We start from the raw sequence: 26,471 nt of genomic DNA on the forward strand, positions 1-26,471 counted from the left end.
GGGACGCTTCCGGCCGCACGCCGGAGCACTTACCGACATGTCGTGACATGGCGGCGGGCCACCGCGTCCTCCCCCCCGTCTCGGCGGGCCACCGCGTCCTCCCCCCGTCAGAGAAGGTCGTCCCGATGGGCCACGGCCGCGGCCTGGGTGCGGGAGGCGACGCCCAGCTTCGACAGGATGTTGGAGACGTGCACGCTGACCGTCTTCTGCGCGATGAACAGCCTCTCGCCGATCTCGCGGTTGGGCAGCCCCTCGGCCACCAGGGCGAGCACCTCCCGCTCGCGGGCGGTGAGCGGCGCCGCCCGCCCGGGGGCCGATCGCGCAGGGACCGGTCGCGCAGGGGCCGATCTCGCGGAGACCGGGACCGGCTCCTCGCCGACCGTGGACGGCGGCGCGGAGAAGCGCGCCCTGCGGCCCAGCTCGGCCAGGGCCGCGCCGAGCGGTTCCGCGCGCAGGGACGCGGCGGCCTCGACCGCGAGCCCCCACTCCTGCTGCGCCCCGGCGCGGTCCCCGGCGGCGAGCAGCGCCTCGGCCAGCCGATGGCGCGAGCGCGCGACCTCGTAGACGAACCCGAAGTCGAACGCCTCGACCACCGCGCGCCACGCCGCGACGTCGAGGCGGCCGCGCGCGCGGTGCCACTCGGCCTCGGCCCTGGCCAGCCAGGCCAGCCCTTCGGGCCCGAGCGGCCCCCGGCGGACGGACCCGGGGCCGATGGCCGCGGGCGTCCTGGCCCGTTCCAGGAAGGCGTCGGCCTCGCCGGGACGTCCCAGCTCGGCCAGGGCCCACAGGGCGGTGCTGCTGAGGCGGATCGCGGCGGGGTCGTTGACCGGAAGGCCCTCGATCGCCGCGCGGGCGTGTTCGAGGGCGACCTCGGCCTCGCCGTGCCACAGGGCGTGCTCGGCGGCCAGGCCGCGGGTCATGGCGTTCACCAGGGGGTCCCTCTGACAGAAGGGCTCCAGCCACGACAGGCGCTCCTCGACGACGGGCAGGCCCCTGGCGACCTCGACGAAGAGCGCGAAGGACGACAGGAGCGCCTCGGCCGGGGTGCCGACGCGGACGGCGAACCCCGAGGCGACCTTCTCGGCCGCCTCCCACTCCCCGGCGACGTAGTGGACGAGCAGGCGCAGGAAGCGCAGGTCGGTGCCGAAGGTGCTCCACTTGAGCCCGCTGTCGTAGGCCAGCCGCAGCCCCCGGTCGGCGCTGACCGCGGCCTCGGCGAGGTCGCCGTTCTCGTACTGGACCCGGGCCTGGGTGAAGATGGCCCGCAGGTCGACGGCGAGGTTGCCGGAGCTCTCGGCGGTGGCGCAGGCGAGCAGTTCCTTGGCCCGGGGGATGTCGTCGGCGAGGGCGGCCAGCGCGGCGAGCGTGATCAGCGCGCTGGTCTCGGCGTCGGCGGCGCCGCTCGCGCGGGCCGTCTCCAGGGCACGGCCGGCCATGGCCTCGACCTCGTCGTGCCGCTCGCTCCACTGCAGGGAACGGGCATAGGTGGCGAGCGCGCGGGCGAGCACCGGCCCGTCGGGGGCCGCCTCGACGGCGGCGTGCGCGGCGGCGATCGCGCCCTGCTCGTCGTCGAGGTCGGTGAGGATGTACGACAGCCGCTCGTTGATCTCGGCGGAGGGCGGGAGCCGCCGCAGCTGAGAGATCGCCCGGTGGTTGTCCCCGCTGTCGGCCGCTGCGGTGGCGCTGCGGACCGCCAGGCTCACGTGGTCGATCCCGGCCCGGTCCTCGGCGTCCGGCACCCGGTCCCACAGGCCGAGCGCCCGGTCGAAGTGGCGGTGCGCCTCGGCGGGAGCGCCCAGCCGCTCGGCCCTGCGCCCGGCCTCCACGGACGCGGCCAGCGCCTCGGGCAGGTCGTGCCCGGCCAGGTAGTGGTGGGCGAGCTCGGCCGCGGACCCTCCCCGGGCCGTCAGCAGGCGGGCGAACTCCCCGTGCATCCTGGTCCGCTCGCCGGGCAGCAGGTCGTTGTAGACGGCCTCCTGCAGGAGCGCGTGCCGGAAGGCGTAGCCGTAGTCCCCGTCGGGCTGGAGCAGGCCGCGCGAGACGATCTCCCGCATGGCCTCCTCGAAGGCCAGGTCCTCCAGGCCGGAGGCCCGCTGGAGCAGGTCGTGGTCGGCCCGGCGGCCCGCGACGGCCGCGCCGCGGAGCACCTGCTGCGCCGGGTCGGAGAGCAGCTCGGTCCGGGAGAGCAGCAGACCGGCCAGGCCTTCGGTCATCGAGGAGCCGTCGGAGGCGGCCTCCAGCAGTTCCTCGGCGTAGAACGGGTTGCCCTCGGCCCGGTCGACGACCTCGCCCATCACGCGGGGGTCGGTGCCGCCCAGCGCGGCGAGGTAGTCGGTCATCTCGTGCCGGTCGAGGGGCCCCAGCTCCACCGACGTCACCGAGGGCAGGCGGTTGAGCTCGGCGAGGACCCGGCGCAGCGGATGGCGCCGGTGCAGGTCGTCGGTGCGGTAGGTGCCGACGAGGCAGACGCGCTCGGTCTGCAGCATCCGGCTGAGGAAGACCAGCAGGTCGCGGGTGGACTGGTCGGCCCAGTGCAGGTCCTCCAGGACCAGCAGCACGGGTTGCGCGGACAGGAAACCGAGCACCGAGCCGAAGAGCTGCTGCTGGGTCAGGCCGGAGGTGCTCTCCATGCCGGGGTCGGTGCCTCCCGGCAGCAGCCTGCCCAGGACCGGCCGCGCGTCGAGCGCCGCGCGGAGCTCCCCGCGCGCCGAGCGCAGGGCGTCGGCCAGCGGAAGGTACGGCAGGACGTCGCCGAGTTCGGCGCACTGCCCGATGAGCACGGCGAATCCGGCCGAGGCGGCCCGCTCCGCCAGCTCGGCGATCATTCTGGTCTTGCCGATGCCCGCGTCGCCGCCCAGCAGGGCGACCCCGGCCTGTCCGGCGGCGGCGGCGTCGAGCACCTCGGTCAGCCGATCGAGCTCCCTCGATCTGCCGATCAGCGCGCTCCGCCCGCTCCGCCACCCCACGTCGGCGAGTATCCCATGCTGCTCCGGCACTCACCGACCCCCACCGGCGGCGTCACCCGAGGACGGGCCGGGCCGATTGGTCCGCTGAAGCGCCCGCGCATTGGTCCTGACCCTGGCAGGCCGCGCGGTCCTAGGGTCGAGGCATGATCTCCCCGTCCACATTACTGATCTTCGCGCTGGCGTCCCTCGCCCTGGTGCTGATACCGGGCCCGAACCACATCTACATCATCACCCGCGCGGTCTCGCAGGGCCGGGCCGCGGGCGTGGCCAGCGCGTTCGGCGTGGAGGTGGGCACGATGGTGCACATCGCGGCCGCGGCGGCCGGTCTGTCGTACGTGATCGCGCAGTCCGCCACCCTGTTCAACGTGATCAAGTGGGCCGGTGTGGCCTACCTGGTCTACCTGGGCGTCCGGGCGCTGACGAGGAGGCAGGAGCTCGCGGCCGGACAGGCCGTGCCGCAGCCGCTGCGGTCGGTCTTCCTCGAGGGCGTCGTCGTCAACGTGCTCAACCCCAAGGTCATCCTCTTCTTCCTGGCCTTCCTCCCGCAGTTCGTGGACCCCGAGGCGGGCGCGGTGCCGTTGCAGATCGCCGTCCTGGGCGGGACCCTGCTGCTGCTGGGACTGCTCTCCGACCTGATCTACGCCCTGAGCGCGGACGCCCTCGGCAGACGGCTGAGGGCCAGGTCGGGCGTGCTCGGCAACCTCAGCGGGGTCGTCTACCTGGGGCTGGGGGTCGCGACCGCGCTGTCGGGCCGCTCCACCTGACGGGACGGCCCGGTCAGGGCATGCGGGTCCCGCCCGCACCGGTCGACCTGGTCGCACAGGTCGCCCAGCAGGCGGGCCAGCGGGCCGGGGGCGACCAGGACGCCGAGGTGTCCCCGCCGGGGGATCAGGATCAGCCGCCCGTCGCGGCAGGCGCGGAGGAAGTCGCGCTCCTGCGACCGGAACGGATCCCTGGCGCCGTTGACCAGCCACACGCGTCCCGGGTACGAGGCCAGCGCCGCGAGCTGGTCGTGGCCGGAGACCGCGTCGACGACCTGGGGCAGCACCTCGCTGGAGAGCCCTCCCGCCACCGCCGCCTCCCCGGCCGGGCCGGGCAGGAGACGGCGGAGCGCGAGCGCCCCGAGCCGGTCGGCCAGGGCCGGGTCGCGGGCGGCGAGCGAGGCGGCGAACCGGTAGAGGCGGGCCGTGGCCGGGTTCCGGGCCGTGCACCCCATGGCGACCAGCCCGGCCACCCGTTCCGGGAGACGTCCGGCGGCGGCGATGCCGACGTATCCGCCGAGCGAGAGACCGGCCACCAGGGCGCGGCCGCCCACCGCGTCCACGGCGTCGGCGACCGCCGAGACGGCCGCGTCCATCGTGAACGGCTCACCCCTGCGGGTGCCGTGGCCGGGCAGGTCGGGCGCCGTCGTAGGGCGGTCCAGGCGGGAGATGACCGGGTCCCACATGGTCGCGCTGACCCGGACGCCGTGGACGAGAACGATGGGGAGCACAAGGGACATGGCGGACCTCCAAGGTCTCCGGGGCTCGGGGGCTCCGGAGACCTCGATTAGAACACAACGCACCGTTGCGTTGCTATGGTGGGCGCATGGCACCGCGCAGCGAACGGCAGATCTTCCGGGCGACCCTCGAACTCCTCGCCGCCAGGGGGTACGAGGGCCTGACGGTCGAGGGGGTGGCCGAGCGGTCCGGGGTCAACAAGACGACGATCTACCGGTGGTGGCCGTCCAAGGCGGCGCTGCTGGCCGCCGCGCTGGTCGAGGCCGACCTGCTCGCCCTGGAGCCGCCCGACACCGGCGCCCTCAGGGGGGACCTCGAAGCCCTGGTCGAGGGGATGGTCGCCCTTCTGACCCGTCCCCCGGCCTCCGACGTCGCGGTGGCCGCCCTCGGCGCGGCCGTCCACCACCCCGAGCTGGCCGAGGCGTCCCGGCGGTTCTTCGCCGACCGGTTCGCGCGGGAGGCCGCGGTCTTCGAGCGCGCGCGGCGGCGCGGCGAGCTGTCCGCCACCGCCGACCCCATGCTGATCATGGACCTGCTCGCCGGGGCGGTCTGGTTGCGCGCGATCTTCCGGGGCCTGCCCCTCGGCGAGGGTTTCCCCGCCCAGGTCGTGAGCGCCGTCCTGGACGGCTCGGCCACCCGCTGAGGCCGGACGGACCGCCCACGAAGGACGACTCCCGGAAGGGCAGGGCCCGGTCAGGCGGACAGCGCGCCCGGGATGCGGTCCAGGATCGGGTAGGGCATCAGCCCGTACGCGTAGAAGTCGACCGCGTCGGCGCCCGCCGCCCGTACGGCGCGGACCTTGGCGGCGAGCCGTTCCGCCGAGTCGGTGTCGGGGAGGCCGGGACGCAGCACGGCCCGCAGTTCCCTGTCCTTGCCGGTCGAGCGGCGGTAGGCGACCACGTCCTCGGCCACCCTGCCCGCGTCGCGGGCGTAGGCGAGCACGCCGAGCGAGGGCACCAGGTCGCCCAGGGCGACCAGGTCGACGCCGAGCTGCCAGGAGTCGTGCGCCGCCAGCCCGGAGGAGGGCAGGCCGTCGTTGTAGCCCTTGACCGCGCCGGTGGCGTCCAGGAAGACCAGCCGCGAGCCCTCCGCGGTGACGGCGGTGGAGACGTCGGAGACCAGCGAGGTCACCGTCTCCGAGCGGGCCCGCGCGTAGGCGACCACCTCGGGGCCCGCGTACGCGGTCAGCGCCGCGCGGGTCACCTCGCCCTGCGCGGGCGGGGCGCCGTCGAGCACCGCGCCCACGATCCTGGAGCACTCCTCCCGCGCCACCTCGGCGTTGACGCCCAGGTCGGCGGCGCGGCGCATGCAGAAACCGCAGAAGCACAGGCCGAGCAGGAACGTGTCCATCGGCCCGAGCGGGACGAAGCTGCGCTCGTGGTGGTAGCCGTGGCCGAAGGTGCCGAAGTGCAGCGCCTCGGCCACCACGCTGTCGACGCCCTGCCTGGCCACGGCCCGGCCCAGCGCCACCGCGTACAGGCGCACGTCCGGGTGGGAGGGGCACAGGTCCGCGGGCGAGCCGCGGTCGCCGAAGCAGTTGCGCACGGTCACGTCGGGTTCGGCCAGGCCGAGCGTGGTGTTCTGCAGGAAGACGGTCCAGCCGTGCAACGCCAGCCCGCGCTCGGCGGTGGCCTCGCGGAGCGCGGCCAGCGGCTCGTCGGCGGCCCCGTCCTGGAGCGGCGGGACCAGCCGCAGCTCGTCGAACAGGTCGGCCGGCGGTACGAAGTGCGCGCCGTCCCTGCGGACCGTCACCCGGGCGCGGCCGTGCGGGGTGACGTCGCGGGCGCGGTGGTAGGCCGCGGCCACGGTCACCCCCCGCACCCCGTACCCGGTGATCCGGTCGAGGACCGCCTCCATGCCCTCCCCGCGTACGTCCTCGACGTAGACGTATAGCGAGCTGTCCAAGCCGTCGCCCTCCCTGGAACCGATCGGACCCTAGCGCGGCCGGTGGGCCACGAAGTCGATCTCGACGAGGATGTCCATCAGCTCCGAGCCGACGGTCGTGCGCACCGGGTAGGGGCGGGTGAAGTAGGACTTGTACGCCTCGTTGTAGGCGGCGAAGTCACGCTTGAGGTGCTGCAGGTGCACGGTCGCCTTCACCACGTCGTCGAAGCCGAGCCCGTGCGCGGCGAGGATGGCGCCGAGGTTCCGCATCACCTGGTGGGTCTGCTCGGCCACGTCGGTGCCGACGACCTCGCCGGTCTCGGGGCTCAGCGGCCCCATGCCCGAGGTGTAGACGAAGTCGCCGACCACCAGGCCCTGCGAATAGGCCCCCACCGGCGCGGCTCCCTCGTCGGTCCGCAGTTCCTGCTTGGCGCTCATCTCACAACACTCCTCAACGATGGGAAGGACGGGACATCGGGAATCAGAAAAAGGTGTTCAGCAGGCCGACGACGACGTGGTCGTCGTCGACCACGGGCATGACCCGCCACTTGTCGAAGGCGGTGCACGGGTGGGAGATGCCGAACGACACCAGGTCGCCCGGCCTGACCGGCGAGCCCGGCGCGAGCCGCAGGACCGCGTGCTGGTCCTGGACCTTGAGCACGGTCGCGTCCGCGACGGCCCCGCGCGGGATCGGCAGGCCCTCGTCGAAGGGCGCGTCCCGCTTGCCGAACCCGACCACGGCCAGGCCGGGTTCGGGAACGCTCAGCACGTGCGCCCAGATCTCCAGCGCCGCGCGCAGCTCCCCGTCCATCCGGGTGTACGGGGTGCGCTCGCGGTAGTAGCCGTCGTCGTGGGAGACGTAGGCGCCGCTGCGCAGCATGACCTTGGCCGGGCAGGTGACGAGCTCGCGGCCGATCACGTCGAACCACTGGCTGCCGCCCACCGACAGGATCGGGTCGCGGACCCGCAGGTGCTCCAGCGCCTCCAGCAGCCGGTGCAGGTAGGCCCGGACCTCCCCGGCCGAACCCAGCGAGCCCTCGTACCCGGCGACGCCCGCGAGCTCCACCCCGTCGGCCGCCTGTGCCGCCGAGGCGACCTCCAGCAGGTGCTCCAGGGTGCGGCTGCCGCCCCGCCCGCCCGGGTGGCCCAGCTCGGCCAGCACCCGGAACGGCCTGGTCCCGGCGTGCCGGGAGAGCGTCTCGACCCCGGCCGTCGAGTCGACGAAGCACAGGAACTCGAACGTCTCGTCCGCGGTGAGCTCTGCGGCCAGGGCGTCGAGACCGGCCGGGTCGAAGACCTGGTTGGCCAGCACGATCCTGGGGACGCCGAACTCGCGCAGGGTGAGCGCCTGGCTGGGGGTGGCGACCGTCATGCCCCACGCGCCCGCCTCCAGCTGCGCCTCGATCAGCTCGGGCGACATGGTGGTCTTGGCGTGCGGGGCGAAGATCATCCCGTACTGGCGGGTGAAGGTGGCGAGGGTGGCGATGTTGTGCTCCAGCGCGCTCCGCCGGGCCACCATCACGGGGAAGGTGAACGCCCCGCCGAACAGCGACGTCCCCACGGCCCTGCCGGGGTCCACGATCCCCTTCACGTCCCCGCCCCTCCCTGTGCTCGCCCCGGGATCCCGGTGGCCGATCGGCCGCCGATGTCCGGGCATGGGAGATCACGTCCCCCTCGTTCGCCCTGAGGACCCTATCCTCACGGCGCCCCCTTCGGGGACGAGTCTCACGCACGTCTCATCGGCGGCCGGGCGCCGCCGCGGGCGCGTCTCAGGGACGCAGCGCCCTGCCCGGGGTCGCTCCGGTGAGCAGCCCTCCGGCCAGGACCGGCACCCCGGAGACGAGGACGTCGCCGACCCCCGCCGCCAGGGCGCGCGGGGCCGCGTAGGTGGCCAGGTCGGCGACCGCCCCGGCGTCCAGGACGACCAGGTCGGCGACCTGGCCGGGACGGACGAGCCCGCGGCCCTCGAGGCCGAAGCGCCGGGCCGGGTGCGAGGCGAGGTGGACGGCCGCCTGCTCCAAAGTCCAGTCGCCGGTCTCGCGCACGTGGTGGCCGAGCATCCGGGCGAACGCCCCGTACGCGCGGGGGTGCGGGTGGCCGCCCACGTAGATGCCGTCGGAGCCGCCGGTGTGGGCCGGGTGGCGCAGGATCGCGCGGACCGACTCCTCGCCGCCCGCGCCCTCGTCGGGACGGGCCACCACGCACCCGGCCTCCAGCCGGGTGTCGATCAGGATCCTGCGGCAGAACTCCCCCGGCTCCAGCCCGGCCCCGGAGGCGGCCTCGGACAGGGTCAGCCCCTCGGCCCACTCGGCGCCGGGCACGTGCGAGAAGGTGATCCTGGGCCAGAGCGTCTCGTCCCACTCGACCGGCCGGGTCTGGAGCATCTCCAGCGCGCGGTCCGTGTCGGCGGCGGGGACCCACCCGGGCAGCGCGACCATCGCCAGGATCGTGCTGCCGCGCAGGTAGGGGTAGGTGTCGAAGGTGACGTCCAGCCCGCGCAGCCGGGCCTCGTCGACCAGCGGCAGCAGCGTGGCGGCCGGGCCGTGGTAGTGCGAGACGTGCACGGCCGCGCCCGAGCGCCGGGCGATGTCGGCCACCTCGGCCATCCCCTCCGGGGCCGACGCGCCGTACCCGCGCATGTGCGTCACGTACGGCAGGTGGTCCAGCGGGGCGCACAGGGCGGCGATCTCGGCGGCGTCGGCGTAGCGGCCCGGGGCGTACTCCAGGCCGGTGGAGAGCCCGACGGCCCCCTCGGACAGGCCGCGCTCGACGCGGGCCAGCATGGCGGTCAGCTCCCCGGCCGAGGCGGCGCGTTCGGCCGCGCCCATCACGTCGTGCCGGATCGTGCCGTGCGGCAGCAGGTAGGCGGTGTTCAGCGCGGTGGCCCGGTCGTAGCCCGCGAGCAGCTCCGCCACGCCGAGCGGCCCGTCGGCCAGCGGGTGGGAACCGTTGATCGCGGCGAAGTACCGGGTGACGTAGGCGAAGGTCTCCGGGGTGGTGCACGGCGCGTAGGAGAGCCCGTCCTGGCCGAGCACGAACGTGGTCACCCCCTGCCGGAGCGCGGCGAGCTGCACGTCCGGGTCGAGGACGAGGGCGTCGCCGTGGACGTGGCAGTCGACCAGGCCGGGCATCACGTGGCGTCCGGCGGCGTCGACCGTGGTCGCGGCCTCGGCGCCGTCCAGGCGGCCCACGGCGGCGATCCGGCCCCCGGTGACGCCGACGTCGGCCCGGTGGGCAGGGGCCCCGGTGCCGTCCAGCACCAGGCCACCGCTGATCAACACGTCGAACGACATGCCCGGATTCAATCATCCGCGGGGTGCCCGGCACAGCGGAACGCCCCGTTACCCGCCGGTCTCCCGGACCGTCCGTCCCCGCCCGCGGACCAGGTCGTGCCCGTCCCCGGGGCCGGTCGCGCCCGCCTCACCCGGGAACACGGATCTTCCACCGCTTGACGAGGGATGGTAGGAATGGTGGCATCTTCCACTAGTTAGGAACCTTTCCTAACTAGATGATCGAAGAGAGGGCACCCCCTGTGCATGCGAGACCGCGTCTCCGACACCCCTCGACCGTCCTCATCCTGGCCCTGGCCTCGGCGCTGATCGCGTCGATCTTCGTCCTGGTGGCCCCGCCCGGCTTCGCCGCCGACTCCCTGCTCTCCCAGGGACGCCCGGCCACCTCGTCCTCGAACGAGGACGGCACGCTGCTCCCCGCCGCCGCCTTCGACGGCTCCACCGGCACCCGCTGGGCCTCCGCCGAGGGCCACGACCCCGAGTGGCTCCGCGTCGACCTGGGCGCCTCCGCCACCGTCTCCAGGGTCAGGCTGCTCTGGGAGGCCGCCTACGCCACCTCGTACCGGATCGAGGTCTCCCCCGACGGCTCGGCCTGGACGCAGGTCTACGCGACCACGACCGGCAACGGCGGCACCGACGACCTGACGCTCTCGGGCACCGGCCGCTACGTGCGGATGTACGGCCTGTCCCGCGGGACCCCCTACGGCTACTCGCTGTACGAGATGGAGGTCTACGGCACCCGGGGCGGCGCCACCCCGACGCCGACGGTCACCCCGCCCCCCGGCGGCCCGGCCGTGCCGTTCGGCTCCCACAGGATCCCGTACGCGGCCGGGACGCTGCGCCCGAGCGGCCCGGTGGCCGCGCTCGACCAGAAGGTGATCGACTACTACCGGGCCTGGAAGGCCGCCTTCGTCAGGCAGAACTGCGGCAACGGCTGGTACCAGATCATCTCCCCCGACGCCGACCACCCCTACGTGGCCGAGGCGCAGGGCTACGGCATGGTGATCACCGCCACGATGGCCGGCGCCGACCCCGACGCGAAGAAGATCTTCGACGGCCTGGTGAAGTACGTGCTGGCCCACCCGTCGTCGATCACCCCCGGCCTGCTCGCCGCCGAGCAGAACGCCGCCTGCCAGAGCGTCAACGGCGGCGACTCGGCCACCGACGGCGACCTCGACGTCGCCTACGGCCTGCTCCTGGCCGACCGGCAGTGGGGCAGCTCGGGCACGTACGACTACAGGAAGCTCGCGATCGACCACATCAACGCCATCAAGGCCGGTGAGGTCAACCCGACCACCAAGCTGATGAAGCTGGGCGACTGGAGCAGCGCGGGCGACCGGTACTACTGGATCAGCCGCTCGTCGGACTGGATGATCGACCACTTCCGGGCGTTCCGGAAGGCCACCGGCGACACGACCTGGGACACCGTCCGCGTCAACCACCAGAACCTGATCGCCTCCCAGCAGGCCGCCCACGCCCCGAACACCGGCCTGCTGGCGGACTTCGTGGTCGACACCGACACCACCCCCAGGCCCGCCCCCGGGCAGGTGCTGGAGGACGCCAACGACGGCCGGTACTGGTGGAACGCCTGCCGCGACCCGTGGCGGATCGGCAACGACGCGGTGACCAGCGGTGATTCCAGGTCGCTGGCGGCCGCGCGCAAGCTGAACACCTGGATCAAGGGCAAGACCGGCGGGAACCCGGACAACATCGCGATCGGCTACTCGCTCAACGGCACCCAGATCTCCGGCGGCAGCGAGCCGGCCTACTTCGCCCCGTTCGCGGTGGCGGCGATGACCGACCCGGGCAGCCAGGCGTGGCTGGACGCGCTGTGGACCAAGATGGTCAACACCCCGTTCACCGCGAGCGACTACTACTCGACCAGCATCCAGCTCCAGGTCATGATCACCGTGACCGGCAACCACTGGGTCCCCTGACCTGCACCCGCCCCCGCGCGGACGCGGCCCCCGCCTCCCGGGCGGGGGCCGCGTCCTTTCGAACGGGCCGCGTCTCCTCGAACCGAACGGGCCGCGTCCTCTTGGACGGGCCGCGTCCTCTCGGACGGGCCGCGTCCGCGCGGCGGTCAGTACTGGGAGGGGATGTCCGACCGGGAGACGGTCTGCGGGCACACGACGCCTTCGAGCACCGGTCTGCTCGCCAGCAGCTCCCTCGCCTGCCCCCGCGCCAGGTTCCAGCCGTTCCAGGGGTCGGGCCCGGCCAGGTCGTTGGCGGCCACGACGTCCCGCAGAACGCAGCTGCGGGCCGGTTCGGGCAGCCGGTCCAGCGCGGGCACCGCCTCCGCCCCGAGGTCGCCCAGGTAGTCCAGGTCCACCCCGGCCGGGCCGCGTACGGCGATCTGGGTCTCCGCGACCCGCAGGTCGGGGTTCCACAGCGCGAACGCGAGCAGCGAGACGCTGGTCATCACCACGAGGGTCCTGGGCAGCCAGTACGCCTGCCCGCGCCCGACGAGCCGGGCCGCCCCCGCGGCGAGGACCAGGGCGAAGACCCCGCCCAGCCACCACACCGTCGCGGCCACCGAGGCCCGCAGCCGGGAGAGGCCGTAGGCGTCGGCGTACAGGCCCAGGCGGTGCAGCGCGGAGACCAGGACGACCAGGGTCAGCACGCACAGCAGCCCGAGCAGACCGGCCATCAGCCACCGGTCGAAGCCCTTCAGCTCCAGCGCCCCCGAGGCGACCGCCACGATCGCCAGCACGAACACGCTCACCACGACGAGCTGGAAGAACCCCGAGCGCGCGTACTCGGCGTAGGTCAGGCCGGTGGCGGAGACCACCCATCGGGTGCTGCCGAACAGCACGGTCAGCTGCATCCCCACGAACGTGGCGAACAGCAGGTTGAGCGCGGTCAGCGGGAGCACCCACAGGATGCGGCCGGCCGCGACCTTGAAACCCGGCGTGCGCGGCTCGGCCACGGGCCGCAGGCCGACCAGCACCGCCGAGGCCACCGTGGCCGCGAAGACCACGAACAGCACGATCCGCAGCGGCATGGACTCCGCCCAGTCCTGCACGCTCAGCACCCGCTCGACGGCCTCGGCGAAGACCGCGTCCGCCGAGGCGAACAGCGCCCCGAACACCACCAGCAGCACGACGGTCAGCCCGCCCCCGACCAGCAGGGGCATCACCCGCCCGCGGGCCGCGAGCGCCCTCAGCCGGGGACCGAGGAACCACGGCACCGGCAGCAGTCCCAGGATCACCGACGCGCCGCCCCTGAGCACCCCGAACCAGCCGCGACCGGCTCCCGACAGGGCGAGCGCGGCCGTCAGGAACCCGGCCAGCGACACCACGCCGACCAGCCAGTCCGCGTCCCTGAACAGCACCGTGACGACCAGGCCGTAGGCGATCGCCGCCAGCGCCACCGACCAGGGGGTGATCCGCCGGCGCACCGCGGGGAACACCGCCGCCCCCATGGCGACGGCCACCAGCACGAGCCCCAGCCCGGCCCTGCTGTACGGCACCGCGACCGCGGCGAGCAGGCCGACGGCGGCCGACGCCGGGAGCACCCAGCGGGGCGTGTCCGGCAGATCCGGCCGGGGCAGGATGGGCGGCGCCTCGTAGCCTCCCGCCCCGCGCCCGCCCGGGACCCCCGCCTGCGTCCGGGCGGGGACCGTCACGCCCGCGGTCCCCGGGTTCGCGCCCGCCTGGCTCGTGCCCGCCTGGCTCGTGCCCCTCGGGTACGGGGTCCCGGGCGTCGTGGTTCCGGGATTCGTGGTTCCGGGGCTCGTGGTTCCCGGGGTCGTGCCTCCCGACGCGCCCGCGGCCCCCGCTCCCGCGACCGCGGCGCCCGCGGCGCTCGTGCTCCCGCTCACGGGCCCCGTCGCGCCCTGTCCGGCCGGGACCCGCCTTGCCACGGCCCCTTGGACCTGGTGCCTGTCCGGAAGCCGCTCATGGACGGCGAGGGGGTCGTTGAAGGAGGTGGTGGCGCCGAGGACCGTACCGACGAACCCGCCGCCCACGAACAGGACGGCGGCGGCCATCATCCCGAGCATCGAGTCGATCCCCGACATGGCGATACCGACGACCATGGCGCAGAGCCCTCCCGCGACACCACCGAGGAAGACCCCGAGGAACGCCCCCGCCCAGTTCCGCACCACGACCTGTTGCGGACGCGCGTCCCCGCTCCGGACCAGGACCGGCTGCGGGGGGTACGGCGGGACTCTCGACGGTGACGGCGACGGCGACGCCGGGGACGCCGTCGGCCGAGCCGGTTCGTCCCCCTCGTCCGCCCCTCCCGAACCACCGGACCCGTCCGGGCCACTCGGGCCACCCGGACCAGCCGGACCAGCCGGACCAACCGGGGCAGCCGGGGCACCCGGACCGGCCGAGCCACCCGAACCACTCGGCCCATCCGAGCCACCAGGGCCGCCCGGCCCATCCGAGCCACCAGGGCCGCCCGGCTCACCGGAACCGGAGCCGGAGCCGCCCGACGAACCCGATGAGCCCGCCGTGCCCGGGTCACCGGACGTAGCCGGTCCGTCCGGACCACGGGATCCGGCGGAACCGGCCGTTCCGGACGATTCGGGAAGCCCGGACGACCCGAACGGAACGGGTGGGCCGTCCGGCTCCGGAGGTCCGCCCGGGGGCGTGCCGTCCGCGGGACCCCGGCCCGGAAGAACGGGCGCGAGGGGACCGGCGCCCCCGGCCACCTGCCCCGGCCTCCCCTCCCCCGCCTCCGCGACGGCAGCCTCCGAGGCGGGCGACTTCACGACGAGCGACTCCACGACGGCCGACTCCGGGGCGGCCGGTTCCGGCACGGACGGTTCCACGACGAGCGACTCCGAGGCGGTCGGCTCCAATGCGCGGGAGGTGCGCGACGGGGCCTCCCGGGCCGGAGGCTCCCCGGTGGAGGGCACCCGGGCCGAGACCCCGGCGCCGACGGGGCCGTGAGCGGGCGAGCCCTGGGCCGGGGAAGACGGGGAGGTCATCTCGATCCTTTCCGGGAGGTCGGTCACCACGTGGCAGCCGACACCGTCCTCGACGCGAATGGAGCCGCCGTGCAGCTCGACGATCTCCTTGGTGATGGCCAGACCCAGCCCGGCGCCGCCGTCGTCGGCGGCCCGTCCGGCGTCCAGCCGCGAGAAGCGCTCGAACGCCCGCGTCCGGTCCTCGGCCGCGATACCGGGGCCCTGGTCGCTCACCCGCAGCCGGACACCGTCCCCGGAGGCCGCCGCCGCCAGGACCACCACCCCACCGGCGGGACTGTGCCGTACCGCGTTGTCCAGCAGGTTCGCGAGGACCTGCGCGAGCAGGTCGGGGTCGGCGCGCAGGCTCAGCCCCTCGGGGACCTCGCAGCGGGCCGTGACGCCCTCCCTGGCCAGTACGGCCTCGCGCAGGGCCTGCTCGCACAGCGGGCGCAGCTCGACGTCCTCGCGCTCGATCAGGCGGGCGCCGGACTCCAGCCGCGACAGGTCCAGCAGCTGGGCGACCAGCCGCCCGAGCCGCTCGGTCTGCGCGAGCGCCGTGCCCAGGGTGACGGGATCGGGATCGGAGACCCCGTCCACCACGTTCTCCAGTACGGCCCGGAGCGCGGTGATCGGCGTGCGGAGCTCGTGGCTGACGTTGGCCACCAGCTCCCGGCGCTGCCGGTCCACCTCGCCCAGGTCGGCGGCCATCGCGTTGAAGGCGCGGGCCAGCTCGCCCACCTCGTCACGGGAGGTGGCGGTGACGCGCAGGCCGTACCGGCCCTTGGCGATGGTCTGCGCGGCGGCGGCCATCTCGCGCAGCGGCTTGGTCATTCCCCGCGCGAGCAGCTGCACCATGATCAGCGCGAACACCGCGGCCACCGCGACGCGCACGTCGCGCGAGTATCCGGCGTTGATGCCGACCTCGTTGACGACGAACGCCGCCACCACGGCCAGCAGGATCACCATGCCGAGCTTCGCCTTGATCCGGCCGAGGAAGTCGAGGGGTCTCACTGGTCGGCGCATCCCGATGTCGAAGTGATGGGTGTACATGGGTTCGAGTGACGACGGGGACGATCGGTTCTCGCCCGTTCGCGGGCACCGGCCCAGGACGCCGGACGTGCCCACGCCGCCGGTCGCGCTCCGGACGCCGTCGGCCGCCCGCGGGACGCCGCCTGCCGCGTTCTGGACGCCATCGGCCGCGCTCGGGACGCCGCCGGAGCGCGCGGGCGCTCACCCGCGGCCCGGCCCGTGCCGCGCGGTCACGGCTTGACGAGGGCGTAGCCGACACCGTGGACGGTACGGACGATGCCGGGCCCCAGCTTGCGGCGCAGGGCCCGGACGTGGCTGTCGACCGTGCGGGTGGCCGCGGCCTCGGAGAAGCCCCAGATGTCGGTCAGCAGGCGTTCCCTCTCGAAGACCTGCCCGGGGCGTTCGGCCATGCGGCAGAGCAGGTCGAACTCGGTCCTGGTCAGCTGGGCCTCGGTGCCCCGCACGTAGACCCGGCGCTCGGCGGTGTCGATCTCGACGTCGGCGACGCGGATGACCGTGTCGTCCACGGCGAGCTGTGAGGCCCGCTCGACCCGGCGCAGCAGGGCGTGCACCCGGGCGACCAGCTCGCGCATGCTGAACGGTTTGGCCATGTAGTCGTCGGCCCCGACCCCGAGCCCCACGAGCAGGTCGGTCTCCTCCCCCAGCGCGGTGAGCATGAGCACCGGCACCGGCCTGGCCGCCTGCATCCGCCGGCACACCTCCAGGCCGTCGAGACCGGGCAGCAGGCGGTCCAGCACCACCACGTCGGGCCCGGTCCTCGCGTAGGCGGCCAGCGCCGCCTCCCCGTCCCCGGCGATCTGCACGTCGAAGCCCTCGGCGGCCAGCCGGTGACGTACGGCCCGCGCGATCGTCTCGTCGTCCTCGACCACGAGGACGCGTCGTTGCTGAGGGGTTGCCATGCTCGGCAGCGTAGACCGCGGCGGTGCAGAAGACCTGGGGGGAATTGTGAAGGTTTCGCGCACGGCCCGGCCGTCGGCGCCGCCATGCCCGGACACCCCCCGTGCCGGTCGTGACGGATTTTACCGACCGGTGAAAATCTTGACCGATGCCTGAAAACCGTCGCTTGGTGACCGGATCACGGCAGGTCAGGCTGGGAACACCGAACTTCATGTGATCTGGGGATGATAACGATGGGGCCATTCATGAGGCATATCGTCTGCCTTGCAGCCCTCACCGGCTGGATGGCCACCCTCGGGGTGTCGCCCGCGAACGCCGGTCCGGACGGCGGGCCGTCGCCGGGGACGCCGGTCATGGCGCGGGTGCCGGACCCGTCGGGGCCTTCGCGTCCGGCGGGCCCGTCGGGCCCCTCGGATCCGGCGGAGCGGCGGGGCGGGTCCACCGGCCTCGTCCTGGGCCGGGCGGTCGTGCTCTCCATCAACCAGGGAGCGACCATCTCGCCGACCACCCGGGTCGTGGTGCTGCAGTGCACGCCGATCAGGGGAGGAACGCACCCGAAGTCACAGAACGCGTGTGCGGCCCTGATCCGCGTGAACGGCGACGTGGGGAAGATCAAGCCGTCGACGAAGGCGTTCTGCCCGTTGATCTACGACCCGGTCACGATATCGGCGGGCGGCATCTGGGACGGCCGGTTCTACGTGTCCTCCCAGACCTTCAGCAACAACTGCCTGCTGCGGAGCTCGCTCGGAGACATCGCCGTCTTCTGACCGCGACCTCCGCCCGGCCCTCCAGCCCGGCCCTCCGGCCCGGCCCGTTCCGGACGAGGACCGCGACGGGGACCCGCCCGCGGGCGGAGCTACCGTGTCAGGGTGATCGATGTTCCCGCATACCTCCGCAGGATCGGCGCCCGGGTGGACGGCCCCCCGAGCGTGGAGTCACTGCACCTGCTCCACCGGGCCCACGCCGAACGCGTGCCGTACGAATGCCTGGAGATCTGGCTCGGACGCTCCACCACGGTGGATCCCGCGGAGTCGGCGGCCCGGATCGTCCGGGGCAGGGGCGGTTACTGCTACCACCTGAACGGCGCCTTCTCCGGGGTGCTTCGGGAACTGGGCTACCGGGTGACCAGGCACGTCGGCGGGGTCCAGGGACGCCGCCCCGAGGACCAGGCGGGGGCGACCGGCAACCATCTGGTGCTCACGGTGTCCGGTCTGCCCGATCCGCAGAATCCCGGTGGCGAGTGGCTGGTCGACCTGGGAATGGGCGACGGGCTGCACGCCCCCCTGCCGCTCGTCGCGGGCACCTACCGGCAGGGGCCCTTCACCTACGGCCTGCGTCCCTCGGAGGCGGAGCCCGGCGGATGGCGGTTCGACCACGACCCGCGCGGTTCCTTCGCCGGCATGGACTTCCGTACCGCACCCGCGCGGATGCCGGAGTTCGCCGGGACGCACGAGTTCCTGTCCACCTCCCCGGAGTCGGGGTTCGTCCGCGTGGCCACGGTCGCACGACGCGACGCCGGAGGCGCCGACATCCTGCGCGGCCTCGTCCTCACCCGGGTGGGCGACCGGGAGCACGGCCTCACCGCGGAGACCGAGCGCGACTACTTCGAGGTGCTGGCCGACGTCTTCGCGCTCCCCCTGACCGACGTCACCCCGGCCGAACGCGCCGCGCTGTGGCGGCGCCTGTGGACCGCCCACGAGAAGTGGGCGGCGGACCGCGGCTGATCCTTCCCCCTCCCCGGGCCGCCCTGGGCCGACCGCGGCCGACCCCGTTCCCCGGGCCGTCCCGCTCCGGCCGCGGCTGCCCCCCGTTCTCCGGGCCGTCCCGCTCCGGTCGCGGGATCCGGTGGCCGCCTCGTCGCCTCTTCCGGGTCTTTGCGAGGATTCCCCTGTCCCATGAGGGCAGGGGCCGGAAACGAATACGACGGCGAAGTCCCAGTTCGTTGGTTCATGTGCCACTAAGTGACTATGTTGCTGTCCGCGATGGGATGGCGAACGGGGTGAGCAGGATCGACACTCAAGTGCTGGCAGGCCGCTACCGGCTGCTCAACCCCCTCGGCGAGGGCGGGGCGGGCACGGTCTGGCTCGCCGCCGACGAGACGCTCGGCCGCGACGTGGCGGTGAAGGAGGTACGGATCCCGCCCGGCCTCGACGCCGCCGGGCGGCAGGAGGTCTGTGCCGCGGCGCTCCGCGAGGCCAACCTCGCCGCCCGGCTCAAGCATCCCTCGATCGTGACCGTCCACGACGTGGTCATCGAGCAGGACCGCCCCTGGCTCGTCATGGAGCTGCTCTCGGGCGCGTCGCTGGAGCAGACCGTCCGCGACCGCAGCCCGCTCCCCGTCCACCAGGTGGCCAGGATCGGGGTCGGCATCGTCAGCGCGCTGGGTGCCGCCCACGCCGCCGGGGTGGTCCATCGTGACGTCAAGCCGGGCAACGTCTTCCTGACCAGGACGGGCAAGGCCGTCCTCACCGACTTCGGCGTCGCGGTGGTCGAGGGCGAGGGCACCTCCAGCCGTACCGACCACCTGGTCGGCTCGCCCAACTACATCGCGCCCGAACGGCTCCGCGGCGAGCGCGGCGGCCCGGCCTCCGACCTGTGGTCCCTCGGCGCCACCCTCTACTTCGCCGTCGAGGGGACGCCCCCGCACCCGGCGGAGAGCCCGATCGCGGCGATCGGCCGGGTGCTCACCGAACCGCCCAGGCCGCCCGAGCGGGCGGGCCCGCTGGGCCCGCTGCTGATGCTCATGCTCGACCCGGTGCCCGAGGCCCGGCCGTCCTTCGACGCGGTCGCCCGTTCCCTGGCCGAGCTGGCCTCCGGGCGCACGGCCGTCGCCCTGCCGCACGTCCCGGACCGTCCCGCGCCCGCGCCGTCGTACGCGCACGGCGGCGTCGTACCGCCGGACGGGCGGAGCCGGAGGCGCGCGGTGCTGTGGGCCGCCGCCGAGGTGGCGGCGGTCGCGGCGGTCGTCGGGATCACCTTCGGCGTGACGTTCCTGTTCGCCTCGGACTCCACGGCCGCCGGGGAGAAGAAGGTCGGGCTCAGCGAGAGTCCCGGAGTCTTCGCCACACCGGTGGACGTCTGCGCGCTCATCCCCGCGGCCATGGCCGGCCGGCTGCTGCCCGCTCCGGCCGAGGGCAAGCCCACCAACGACGGGGGATGCCAGTGGCCGACCTCCGGGGCCGGGCTGGAGGTGCGCCTGTCCGGGGACAAGCAGTGGGGCAAGAGCCCCCGCCAGGCCCACGAGCTGTTCGTGAACCGGCGCAACGGTGTCATCCCCAGCGGGGAGAACGCCTGGAGCTGGCCGGAGATCCAGGCCGGCCTGCGCTCCTCCCGCTCCACCGCGCCCAGGACGGTGAAGCCCGTCGGGGACGAGTCCTTCGGCTACGACGTCTACGAGAACCGGAAGACCGGCAGACTGGAGCAGAGCTACGTGGTCGTACGCGTGGACAACCTCGTTCTCGACGTCGGCTACAGCGTGGTCGACGGCAGCAAGGACGGACCGGCGATCCAGGCCGGCGCCCACACCGCCGCGACATGGATCGCGAACGCGTTGAACAAGCAGAAAGCTGGCGAATGAACCATCCAGACCTCCCCCGACCCCAGGGCAGGCACGCCGGTGGGCAGGCTTCCGCGCCGGGACCGGGGGTCGCCGGAGCCGAGGGCGCGCCGATGCTTGAGCAGAGCTCGCTGGAGCAGGTGATCGCCCGGTTCGGGCCGATGTCCCCGCAGCAGACCGCGGTGGTCGGCCTGGCCGTGCTGGACCGGCTCGTGTCCATGCACACGCAGGGCATGCTCCACGGTGACGTGCGGCCGAGTTCGGTGCTGCTCGGCCCGCACGACCAGATCACGCTCGCCGCCCCCTCCCTGCCGTCCTCGCTCTTCACCTCCCCCGAGGGCGTGACCAGCCCGGCCGCCGACCTGTGGTCGCTCGGCGCGACCCTGTACACCGCGGTCGAGGGCCGTCCGCCGTCGCCCGGCGCCTCCCTGGACAACGCCGGGCCGATCGCCCCGGTCCTGTTCCGCCTCCTCGCCGGGGAACCCTCCCAGCGACCGGACCCGGCCACCCTGCGGGCCGCGCTGGTCGACGTCTCCCGGTACCGTCCCGGGTCGCCCTCCCCCGCGGACGCGCCCCCGCCGGTCCCGCAGAACGTGCCCCCGCCCGTCCCGGGAGCCTCCGGTACGGACGCGTCCCCCCGCTTCGGTGTCGACGTGCTCAGCCCCTCCGCCACGCCGGCCCCCTTCTCCTCCGGATCGTCGCCCGCCTTCCCCCAGGCGGGAGCCTTTCCGCAGACGGCCGCCTTCCCCCAGGGGAACGTCCCGGGCTCCGGGACGGCCGCCCCTGGCTCCGGGAGTCCGGAGACGGCCGGACCCGCCGGGCCGGGAGGGCGGGAGGAGCACGGGGACGTCCCGTCCGCCGAGGGGGACGTGACCGCGCCCTTCAGGAAGACCCTGAACGACCAGATGTCCGACATCACGGCCGGCCTGACCCTGCGGGACGTCCCGGACCCCCGGCAGGCCCCGTTCCCCTCCCGGGACGTCTCCGCGTCCCGGCACCCGTCGGGTCCCTCACCCGTCCACGACCCGCTCGCGCCCCGGCAGGACCCGGCCGGACCGCCGGACGCGTCCACCACCCGGCAGGACCCTCCCGGAGGCCCGGACACGCCCGCCGCCTGGCTCGCGCTGCCCCCGGGCTCCCCGGCCCGGACGGCACAGCAGGGCCCCTGGCAGGGATCGCCGTCGGGGGCGCAGGGCCCCTGGCGGGAGCCGTCGGGCGCGCACCAGGGACCGCCGCGTCCCTCGCACGCCGGACCGCCCCAGCAGGGCCCGCCCGGCCCGCAGGACCGGGAACGGCCGCAGGGGTCGGGGCCGCACGAGGCGCTCCGGGGACCCGGCCTGCCGGAGCCCGGACGGCAGGACCCGTCGCAGCCCGGCACGCCCTTCCGGCCGGGGCCGCCGCCCCACCCCGCGCACGGCCGGGCCGAGGTGAGCGGCGCGAGCGGCACCACCGGTGCGCCCCGCAGGCCGGAGGACGAGCCGACCGAGCGCTCCACGAGGACGGCGGGGGTGCTCGTCCCCAAGCCCGTGGTGGCGCTGACCGGGGCGCTGCTGTTCGGCATGGCGGTCGCCATCGGCGTGCTGCTCACCTCGGTGCTCACGAACCCGGCCGACGACGCGTTCCCCTCGGAGCCTCCGGGCGCCAAGGGCCGCTTCGCCACGGCGCCCCGGGCCTGCAGCCTGCTCGACGAGAAGCAGGCCGCCGAGGTCGTCCCCGGCTTCAGGAGCTCCGAGGTCGAGCATTCCGCGTGCGACTGGCTCAACCAGCAGGACTGGCGCAAGCCCAACGTGGAGAAGTACGACCTGCGGGTCCGGCTGATCGCGCAGAAGGAGGTCGCGCGGGCCAGGGAGTACCTGGCCGGCAGGAAGAAGGACATGCTCGACAGGGGCCTCCTGGCCACCCCCAGACCCGCCCCGCCCAAGGACCTGAGCGGCATCGGCGAGGAGGCGTTCACCGCGAGCACGTCCAACTCCATCAACCTGTACGGCGGCTCGTACAAGACGACCGTGATCTTCCGGGTCAGCAACCTGATCGCCGAGGTCGACTACGAGCGGGGCGGCGTCAAGGAGGATCCGGACGGCCACATCAGCCAGGGCGCGCTGAAGGTGGCGCGGTGGCTCACCGAGTCCCTGAAGACCGATGACTGACGGGCCGGCCGGCCGGGCGGCCGGCCCGCTGCCCGTGCTGGCCGGCCGCTACCGGGCCCTGGAGAAGCTGGGCGCGGGCGGCATGGGCGTGGTGTGGCGGGCCCGCGACGAGCTGCTCCACCGCGAGGTGGCCATCAAGGAGGTCACGCTCGACCCGAAGCTGCCCGAGGCGCAGCGCACCGAGACGCGCGAGCGCACCATGCGCGAGGCCCGCGCCGCCGCCCGGCTGGGGCACCCGTCCATCGTCGCCGTCCACGACGTCGTCGCCCAGGACGGCCGCCCGTGGATCGTGATGGACCTGGTCCGGGGACGGTCGCTGGACCAGGCGATCCGGGCCGGCGGGCCGCTGCCGCCGCACCGGGTGGCCGCGATCGGCCTGGCCGTCCTGGACGCGCTGGCCCTCGCGCACAGCCGGGGCATCATGCACCGGGACGTGAAACCGGCCAACATCATGCTCTCCCACGACGGCGAGGTGCTGCTGACCGACTTCGGCATCGCCACCGTCGAGGGCGACGTCCAGCTCACCTCGCCGGACGCGCTGGTCGGCTCTCCCGGCTACATCGCCCCCGAGCGGCTGCGCGGCCAGGGCGACGGGCCCGCCGCCGACCTGTGGTCCCTGGGCGCGACCCTGTACGCGGCCGTCGAGGGCCGGGGGCCCTTCCAGCGCGGCACGCCGGTCGCCACCCTCGGGGCGGTGCTCACCCAGGAGACGCCCTTCCCCTCCCGCGCCGGGGAGCTGGCCCCCGTCCTGCTGGCCGTCCTGGCCAAGGATCCCCGGCACCGGCCGGGAGAGGCCGGGTTGCGCGCCGCGCTGCGGCGGGTCGCCCAGGGACTGCCCGCGGGCCCGCTCGCCCCGGCGACCGTGCCGCGCCAGGAACTGCGGGTGGCGGACGGGACCGGGGCGCCGCAGGGGACGGGGGCTCCCGCGGACCGGGCCGCCGTCCCGGCCGGGCGGCGCCGTACCGGCCTGATCGCCGGAGCCGCGGTGGGCGCGGTGGCGGTGGTGGCGACCGGGGTGGTCCTGATGACCAGGGACGACCCCGGGGCCTCCACGGTGCCGCAACCGACCGGAGCGGCGCGGACGGCGCAGGTCGGACGGTTCGCCACCGCTCCCGAACCGTGCTCGCTGCTGACCACCTCGCAGGCCCTGACCGTGGTGCCGGGCGCGTCGTCCTCGCCGATGGAGTCCCAGAGGGGCGAGGAACCCTACTGCGTCTGGGACGGCCCTCAGGACGACCCGCCCGACCGCAGGCTGAGCGTCGCGGTCGGCCACAAGACCCCGGTCCCCGGCAAGAGCGGCCCCGAGACCGCCCACGCGTTCTTCGCCTCCGAACGCGCCAGGACCGTCGCCGACGAGGGCAGCGGCCCGTTCGGCACCACCGGGCCGCTCAGGAGGATCGACCGGATGGGGGCCGAGGCGTTCACCTACGACGTCGTCGGCCTGGACCGGGTCTCCTGCGTCATCCGGTTCCGGGTGAGCAACCTGCTCGTCAAGGTCGACCTCTCCGAGGACGGGAAGCGGGCCGGTACGCCGCTGCGGCGGCAGGCCCTGCGGATAGCGCGTCAGGTCTCCGAGGAGCTGAACAGCCGTGACTGAGAACGGCACGCCCCGCACCACCCGCACCGCCCTGGCCGGGTCCGACACCCTCACCGGCCGTGCCCGGCACGGCACGGACACCGGTACCGATACCCGGGGGACCGGATGACCGACCCCACCCTGCTGGCCGGACGTTACCGCCTGCTGGAACGCCGCGACCACGCGGGCACGAGCTGGCGCTCGCGTGACGAGCTGCTCCGCCGCGACGTGACGATCGCGGAGGTGCGGCTGCCGCCACCGGGGCCGTACCGGGAGGGGCTGCTCGCGCAGATCCGCGCCGCGGCGGGTCTGCGGCACCCGGGCGTCACCGCCCTGCACGACGTGATCCCGGGCCATGACCGGCTCTGGCTGGTCATGGAGGCGGTCGAGGGCCGTTCGCTGCTGCAGACCGTCAGGGCCGACGGGCCGCTCTCCGACGAGCGGGCGGCCGAGGTCGGGCTCCGGGTGCTGGACGCGCTGACCGCCGCCCGCGAGCAGGGGGTCCACCTGGCCGCCACCCCCGACACCGTGCTGCTCACCCGGAGCGGGCGGGTGGTGCTGACCGGTGTCGTCGCCCTCGCGACCGGTGACGAGCTCCACGACCTCGGCGCCACCCTGTTCACCGCCGTCGAGGGGCGGACGCCCGGGACCGGTGAACGCCCGGTACCCGTGATCGGGGACGGGACGCCCCTGGCCGCACCGGCCACCGGCCCGCTGGGCTCCACGGGTTCCGGCCCGCTGGTCCCGCTGGTGGAGGGGCTGCTGACGTCCGGCTCGGGCCACCGCCTCGACGCCACCTCGGTACGGCTGACGCTGGAGAGGATCGCCCCGGGAGCGGCTCCCGGTCCTGACCGGTCCGCCCCCGGCCGGGCGGGCGGGATCGGCGCGGGGTCGCGCAGGACGCTCCTCGCCGCCGCCGTCGCCCTGGCCGTCCTGCTGGTCGGCGGCGGCCTCGCCGTCTGGCTCTGGCCCCGTCCCGCCGAGCGGGCACCGGTCGCCGCCGCACCGGTCACGCTGCCCACGACGTTCACCCGCGAGCCCGACCCCTGCACGCTCCTGTCCGCCGACCAGGCGGCCACGCTGGAGCTGGAGACCACCCCCAGGAGGTCGGGGGACCACGAGTGCCGGTGGAGCACCGACACCAGGCAGCCGAGCAACCTGCGCTACAGCCTGCGGATCTTCGCCGTCCGCCTGCCCTCCGACGAGAAGGCCCGCGAGCTCTACGCGCGCTTCCTCGAGCAGGAGCGCACGCGGACCAAGACGTCCGTGGGCCTGCCGCTCACGGTCACCAGGCCCGCCGCCCCGGTGGCCGGAACGGGCTCCGAGGCCTACACCGTCGAGGGCACCAACAAGATCACCTACTACAGCTCGACGGTCTTCCGGGCGGCCAACCTCGTGGTCAGCGTCCAGTACGAGCGTGGTTCCGCCGAGGACGCCGGCAACAGCACGCGCGAGGGCGTCTCGACGGCCACCCGGTGGGTCCTGGAGAGGCTCGCCCGGGCGAGATAGCCCCATCGGCATCGGTGGAGCCCGTCGGCTCTGGGAAGCGCCGCCGACGTGGAGTGCCCCCGCCGGGGGGCGCCGTCAGCCGGGGGGCGCCGTCAGCGGGGAGCGCCACCGCAGGGAGCGCCGTCTGCGGGGAGCACGAAGCGGACCGCGCGGCGTTCGAGCGGCCCTCCGCAGGCCCGGCAGAGCAGGACCGGGCGGGAGGCCGTACCGCAGAACGTGTGGGTGATGGAGAACGCCGAGCCCGCCGGGACGGGAAGCTCGCGCTGGGCCCAGTCGACCAGGAAGGCGAAGACCGAGAAGAAGGCCAGCCCCTTGTCGGTGAGGCGGTAGGAGCCGTCCGGCCGGGAACCGAAGACGTCCAGGTCGACGAACCGGCGCAGCCGGTCGGTGAGCACCGACGGCGCGATGCCCAGACCGGACTGGAAGTCGACGAAGCGGCGGACGCCGAGGAAGGCCCCCACGAGAACCCCGCTGCTCCAGCGGTCGCCGAGGATCTCCATGGACGCCTGCCGGTAGCCGATCGGGTCGGCGGGGGCACCGGCGCGGACCGTACGGCGGTGCAGCCGGGGAGATCCGATCGCCTCGGGCGAGGCGGCCGCGCGGGACACGGCGCGCCCGCGACGGGCCGGGCCGGTCAGGGCGGTCGCGACCGGTGAGCCGTTCTCGGTCCGGGTGTCGCGGGCGCTCATCGGCCTCAGGCAGGTCCCGCAGCCGAGATAGGGCTCGGCGTCCCGGCCGCACCGCTCGTGCAGCAGCGGCGGGAGCCCTCCCGGGGCGACCCAGTCGCGTTCCCACACCTGGATGGCCATCAGCAGCGTCCACAGCCGCAGCCCGCGCTCCGTCAGCCGGTACTCGTGGCGGGTGCGGCCGTCGCGGTAGGCCGACAGCTCGAAGACGCCGTGGCCGACCAGTTCCCTGAGGCGGGCGGCGAGGACCGACTCGGAGATGCCCAGCGCGTCGCGCCAGCCGGCGAAGGTCCTGATCCGCAGCAGGAACGCCCGCTGCAGGATCAGCAGCACCCACCGGTCCGCCAGGATCGCCAGTGCCTGCCCGATCGCACCGAGCTCGGTCCGTCTCGGCTCCCGCTCAGCGCCGCTCACACCCCGCCCTTCCACCCTGCCGCCGTCCGTACGGGCGCCCGTTCCCGGTGGGCACGGTCGTGCCCGTCCGCCCGCATCG

18 protein-coding genes are annotated in these 26,471 nt (G+C 74.5%); 9 read left to right on the plus strand and 9 right to left on the minus strand.

Annotated features, from left to right (window positions below):
• Window positions 1–107: 107 nt before the first annotated feature.
• Window positions 108–2,996: an AAA family ATPase gene (locus tag ACIBCT_RS12335; protein ID WP_399187671.1), complete on the minus strand. Its 2,889-nt coding sequence runs from the start codon at window positions 2,994–2,996 to the stop codon at window positions 108–110.
• Window positions 2,997–3,109: 113 nt separating this feature from the next.
• Between ACIBCT_RS12335 and ACIBCT_RS12340 the strand changes: the two genes are divergently transcribed.
• Window positions 3,110–3,730 carry a LysE family translocator gene (locus tag ACIBCT_RS12340; RefSeq protein ID WP_399187673.1) on the plus strand — a complete coding sequence of 207 codons (621 nt, stop codon included), beginning with the start codon at window positions 3,110–3,112 and terminating at the stop codon, window positions 3,728–3,730.
• On the opposite strand, the gene ACIBCT_RS12345 is transcribed toward ACIBCT_RS12340, so the two are convergent.
• Window positions 3,682–4,467 (minus strand): alpha/beta fold hydrolase, encoded by a 786-nt coding sequence (locus ACIBCT_RS12345; protein ID WP_399187675.1) that lies wholly within the window; start codon window positions 4,465–4,467, stop codon window positions 3,682–3,684. The genes ACIBCT_RS12340 and ACIBCT_RS12345 overlap by 49 nt on opposite strands.
• Before the next feature lie 86 nt (window positions 4,468–4,553).
• On the opposite strand from ACIBCT_RS12345, the gene ACIBCT_RS12350 reads away from it, so the two are divergent.
• Complete coding sequence (locus tag ACIBCT_RS12350) at window positions 4,554–5,108, plus strand: TetR/AcrR family transcriptional regulator (RefSeq protein WP_399187677.1); 555 nt, start codon at window positions 4,554–4,556, stop codon at window positions 5,106–5,108.
• A gap of 50 nt (window positions 5,109–5,158) precedes the next feature.
• Here ACIBCT_RS12350 and ACIBCT_RS12355 read toward each other — a convergent pair whose 3' ends face one another.
• The 4 genes from ACIBCT_RS12355 to ACIBCT_RS12370 form a co-directional block, all read right to left on the minus strand.
• On the minus strand, window positions 5,159–6,370 hold the full coding sequence (locus ACIBCT_RS12355) for a hypothetical protein (protein ID WP_399187679.1): 1,212 nt from the start codon (window positions 6,368–6,370) through the stop codon (window positions 5,159–5,161).
• Window positions 6,371–6,400: 30 nt separating this feature from the next.
• Window positions 6,401–6,787 carry a Rid family detoxifying hydrolase gene (locus ACIBCT_RS12360; RefSeq protein ID WP_399187681.1) on the minus strand — a complete coding sequence of 129 codons (387 nt, stop codon included), beginning with the start codon at window positions 6,785–6,787 and terminating at the stop codon, window positions 6,401–6,403.
• A 43-nt stretch (window positions 6,788–6,830) separates the two neighbouring features.
• The gene (locus tag ACIBCT_RS12365) at window positions 6,831–7,940 is read right to left on the minus strand and encodes an alanine racemase (protein WP_399187684.1); all 1,110 of its coding nucleotides are present in this window, start codon (window positions 7,938–7,940) and stop codon (window positions 6,831–6,833) included.
• Window positions 7,941–8,118: 178 nt separating this feature from the next.
• A complete protein-coding gene (locus ACIBCT_RS12370; RefSeq protein WP_399187686.1) occupies window positions 8,119–9,642 on the minus strand; it encodes an amidohydrolase family protein in 1,524 nt (507 codons plus the stop codon).
• 239 nt (window positions 9,643–9,881) lie between these two features.
• Here ACIBCT_RS12370 and ACIBCT_RS12375 point away from each other — a divergent pair, with 239 nt between their 5' ends.
• A complete protein-coding gene (locus ACIBCT_RS12375; RefSeq protein WP_399187688.1) occupies window positions 9,882–11,576 on the plus strand; it encodes a glycosyl hydrolase family 8 in 1,695 nt (564 codons plus the stop codon).
• Between the two features lie 146 nt (window positions 11,577–11,722).
• Here ACIBCT_RS12375 and ACIBCT_RS12380 read toward each other — a convergent pair whose 3' ends face one another.
• On the minus strand, window positions 11,723–15,568 hold the full coding sequence (locus tag ACIBCT_RS12380; protein ID WP_399187690.1) for a DUF4153 domain-containing protein: 3,846 nt from the start codon (window positions 15,566–15,568) through the stop codon (window positions 11,723–11,725).
• 248 nt (window positions 15,569–15,816) lie between these two features.
• Window positions 15,817–16,506, minus strand: a complete 690-nt coding sequence (locus tag ACIBCT_RS12385) for a response regulator transcription factor (protein ID WP_399187692.1) — start codon at window positions 16,504–16,506, stop codon at window positions 15,817–15,819.
• 243 nt (window positions 16,507–16,749) lie between these two features.
• Between ACIBCT_RS12385 and ACIBCT_RS12390 the strand changes: the two genes are divergently transcribed.
• The 6 genes from ACIBCT_RS12390 to ACIBCT_RS12415 all read left to right on the plus strand — a co-directional run bounded on the left by ACIBCT_RS12390 (window position 16,750) and on the right by ACIBCT_RS12415 (window position 25,292).
• Entirely contained in the window at window positions 16,750–17,271 is a 522-nt protein-coding gene (locus ACIBCT_RS12390; RefSeq protein ID WP_399187694.1) for an SSI family serine proteinase inhibitor, read from the plus strand.
• Window positions 17,272–17,373: 102 nt separating this feature from the next.
• The gene (locus tag ACIBCT_RS12395) at window positions 17,374–18,228 is read left to right on the plus strand and encodes an arylamine N-acetyltransferase (RefSeq protein ID WP_399187696.1); all 855 of its coding nucleotides are present in this window, start codon (window positions 17,374–17,376) and stop codon (window positions 18,226–18,228) included.
• 275 nt (window positions 18,229–18,503) lie between these two features.
• A complete protein-coding gene (locus ACIBCT_RS12400; RefSeq protein ID WP_399187698.1) occupies window positions 18,504–20,081 on the plus strand; it encodes a protein kinase in 1,578 nt (525 codons plus the stop codon).
• A 92-nt stretch (window positions 20,082–20,173) separates the two neighbouring features.
• Entirely contained in the window at window positions 20,174–22,207 is a 2,034-nt protein-coding gene (locus tag ACIBCT_RS12405) for a hypothetical protein (RefSeq protein WP_399187700.1), read from the plus strand.
• A complete protein-coding gene (locus ACIBCT_RS12410; protein ID WP_399187702.1) occupies window positions 22,200–23,804 on the plus strand; it encodes a serine/threonine-protein kinase in 1,605 nt (534 codons plus the stop codon). Before ACIBCT_RS12405 ends, ACIBCT_RS12410 begins: the two co-directional genes overlap by 8 nt.
• Before the next feature lie 105 nt (window positions 23,805–23,909).
• Window positions 23,910–25,292 (plus strand): hypothetical protein, encoded by a 1,383-nt coding sequence (locus ACIBCT_RS12415; protein ID WP_399187704.1) that lies wholly within the window; start codon window positions 23,910–23,912, stop codon window positions 25,290–25,292.
• A 92-nt stretch (window positions 25,293–25,384) separates the two neighbouring features.
• On the opposite strand, the gene ACIBCT_RS12420 is transcribed toward ACIBCT_RS12415, so the two are convergent.
• Entirely contained in the window at window positions 25,385–26,392 is a 1,008-nt protein-coding gene (locus ACIBCT_RS12420) for a winged helix-turn-helix transcriptional regulator (protein ID WP_399187706.1), read from the minus strand.
• Window positions 26,393–26,471 lie beyond the last annotated feature (79 nt).

It is taken from the genome of Streptosporangium sp. NPDC050855, assembly GCF_044456585.1.
In the GTDB taxonomy this organism is placed as follows: Bacteria; Actinomycetota; Actinomycetes; order Streptosporangiales; family Streptosporangiaceae; genus Streptosporangium; species Streptosporangium longisporum.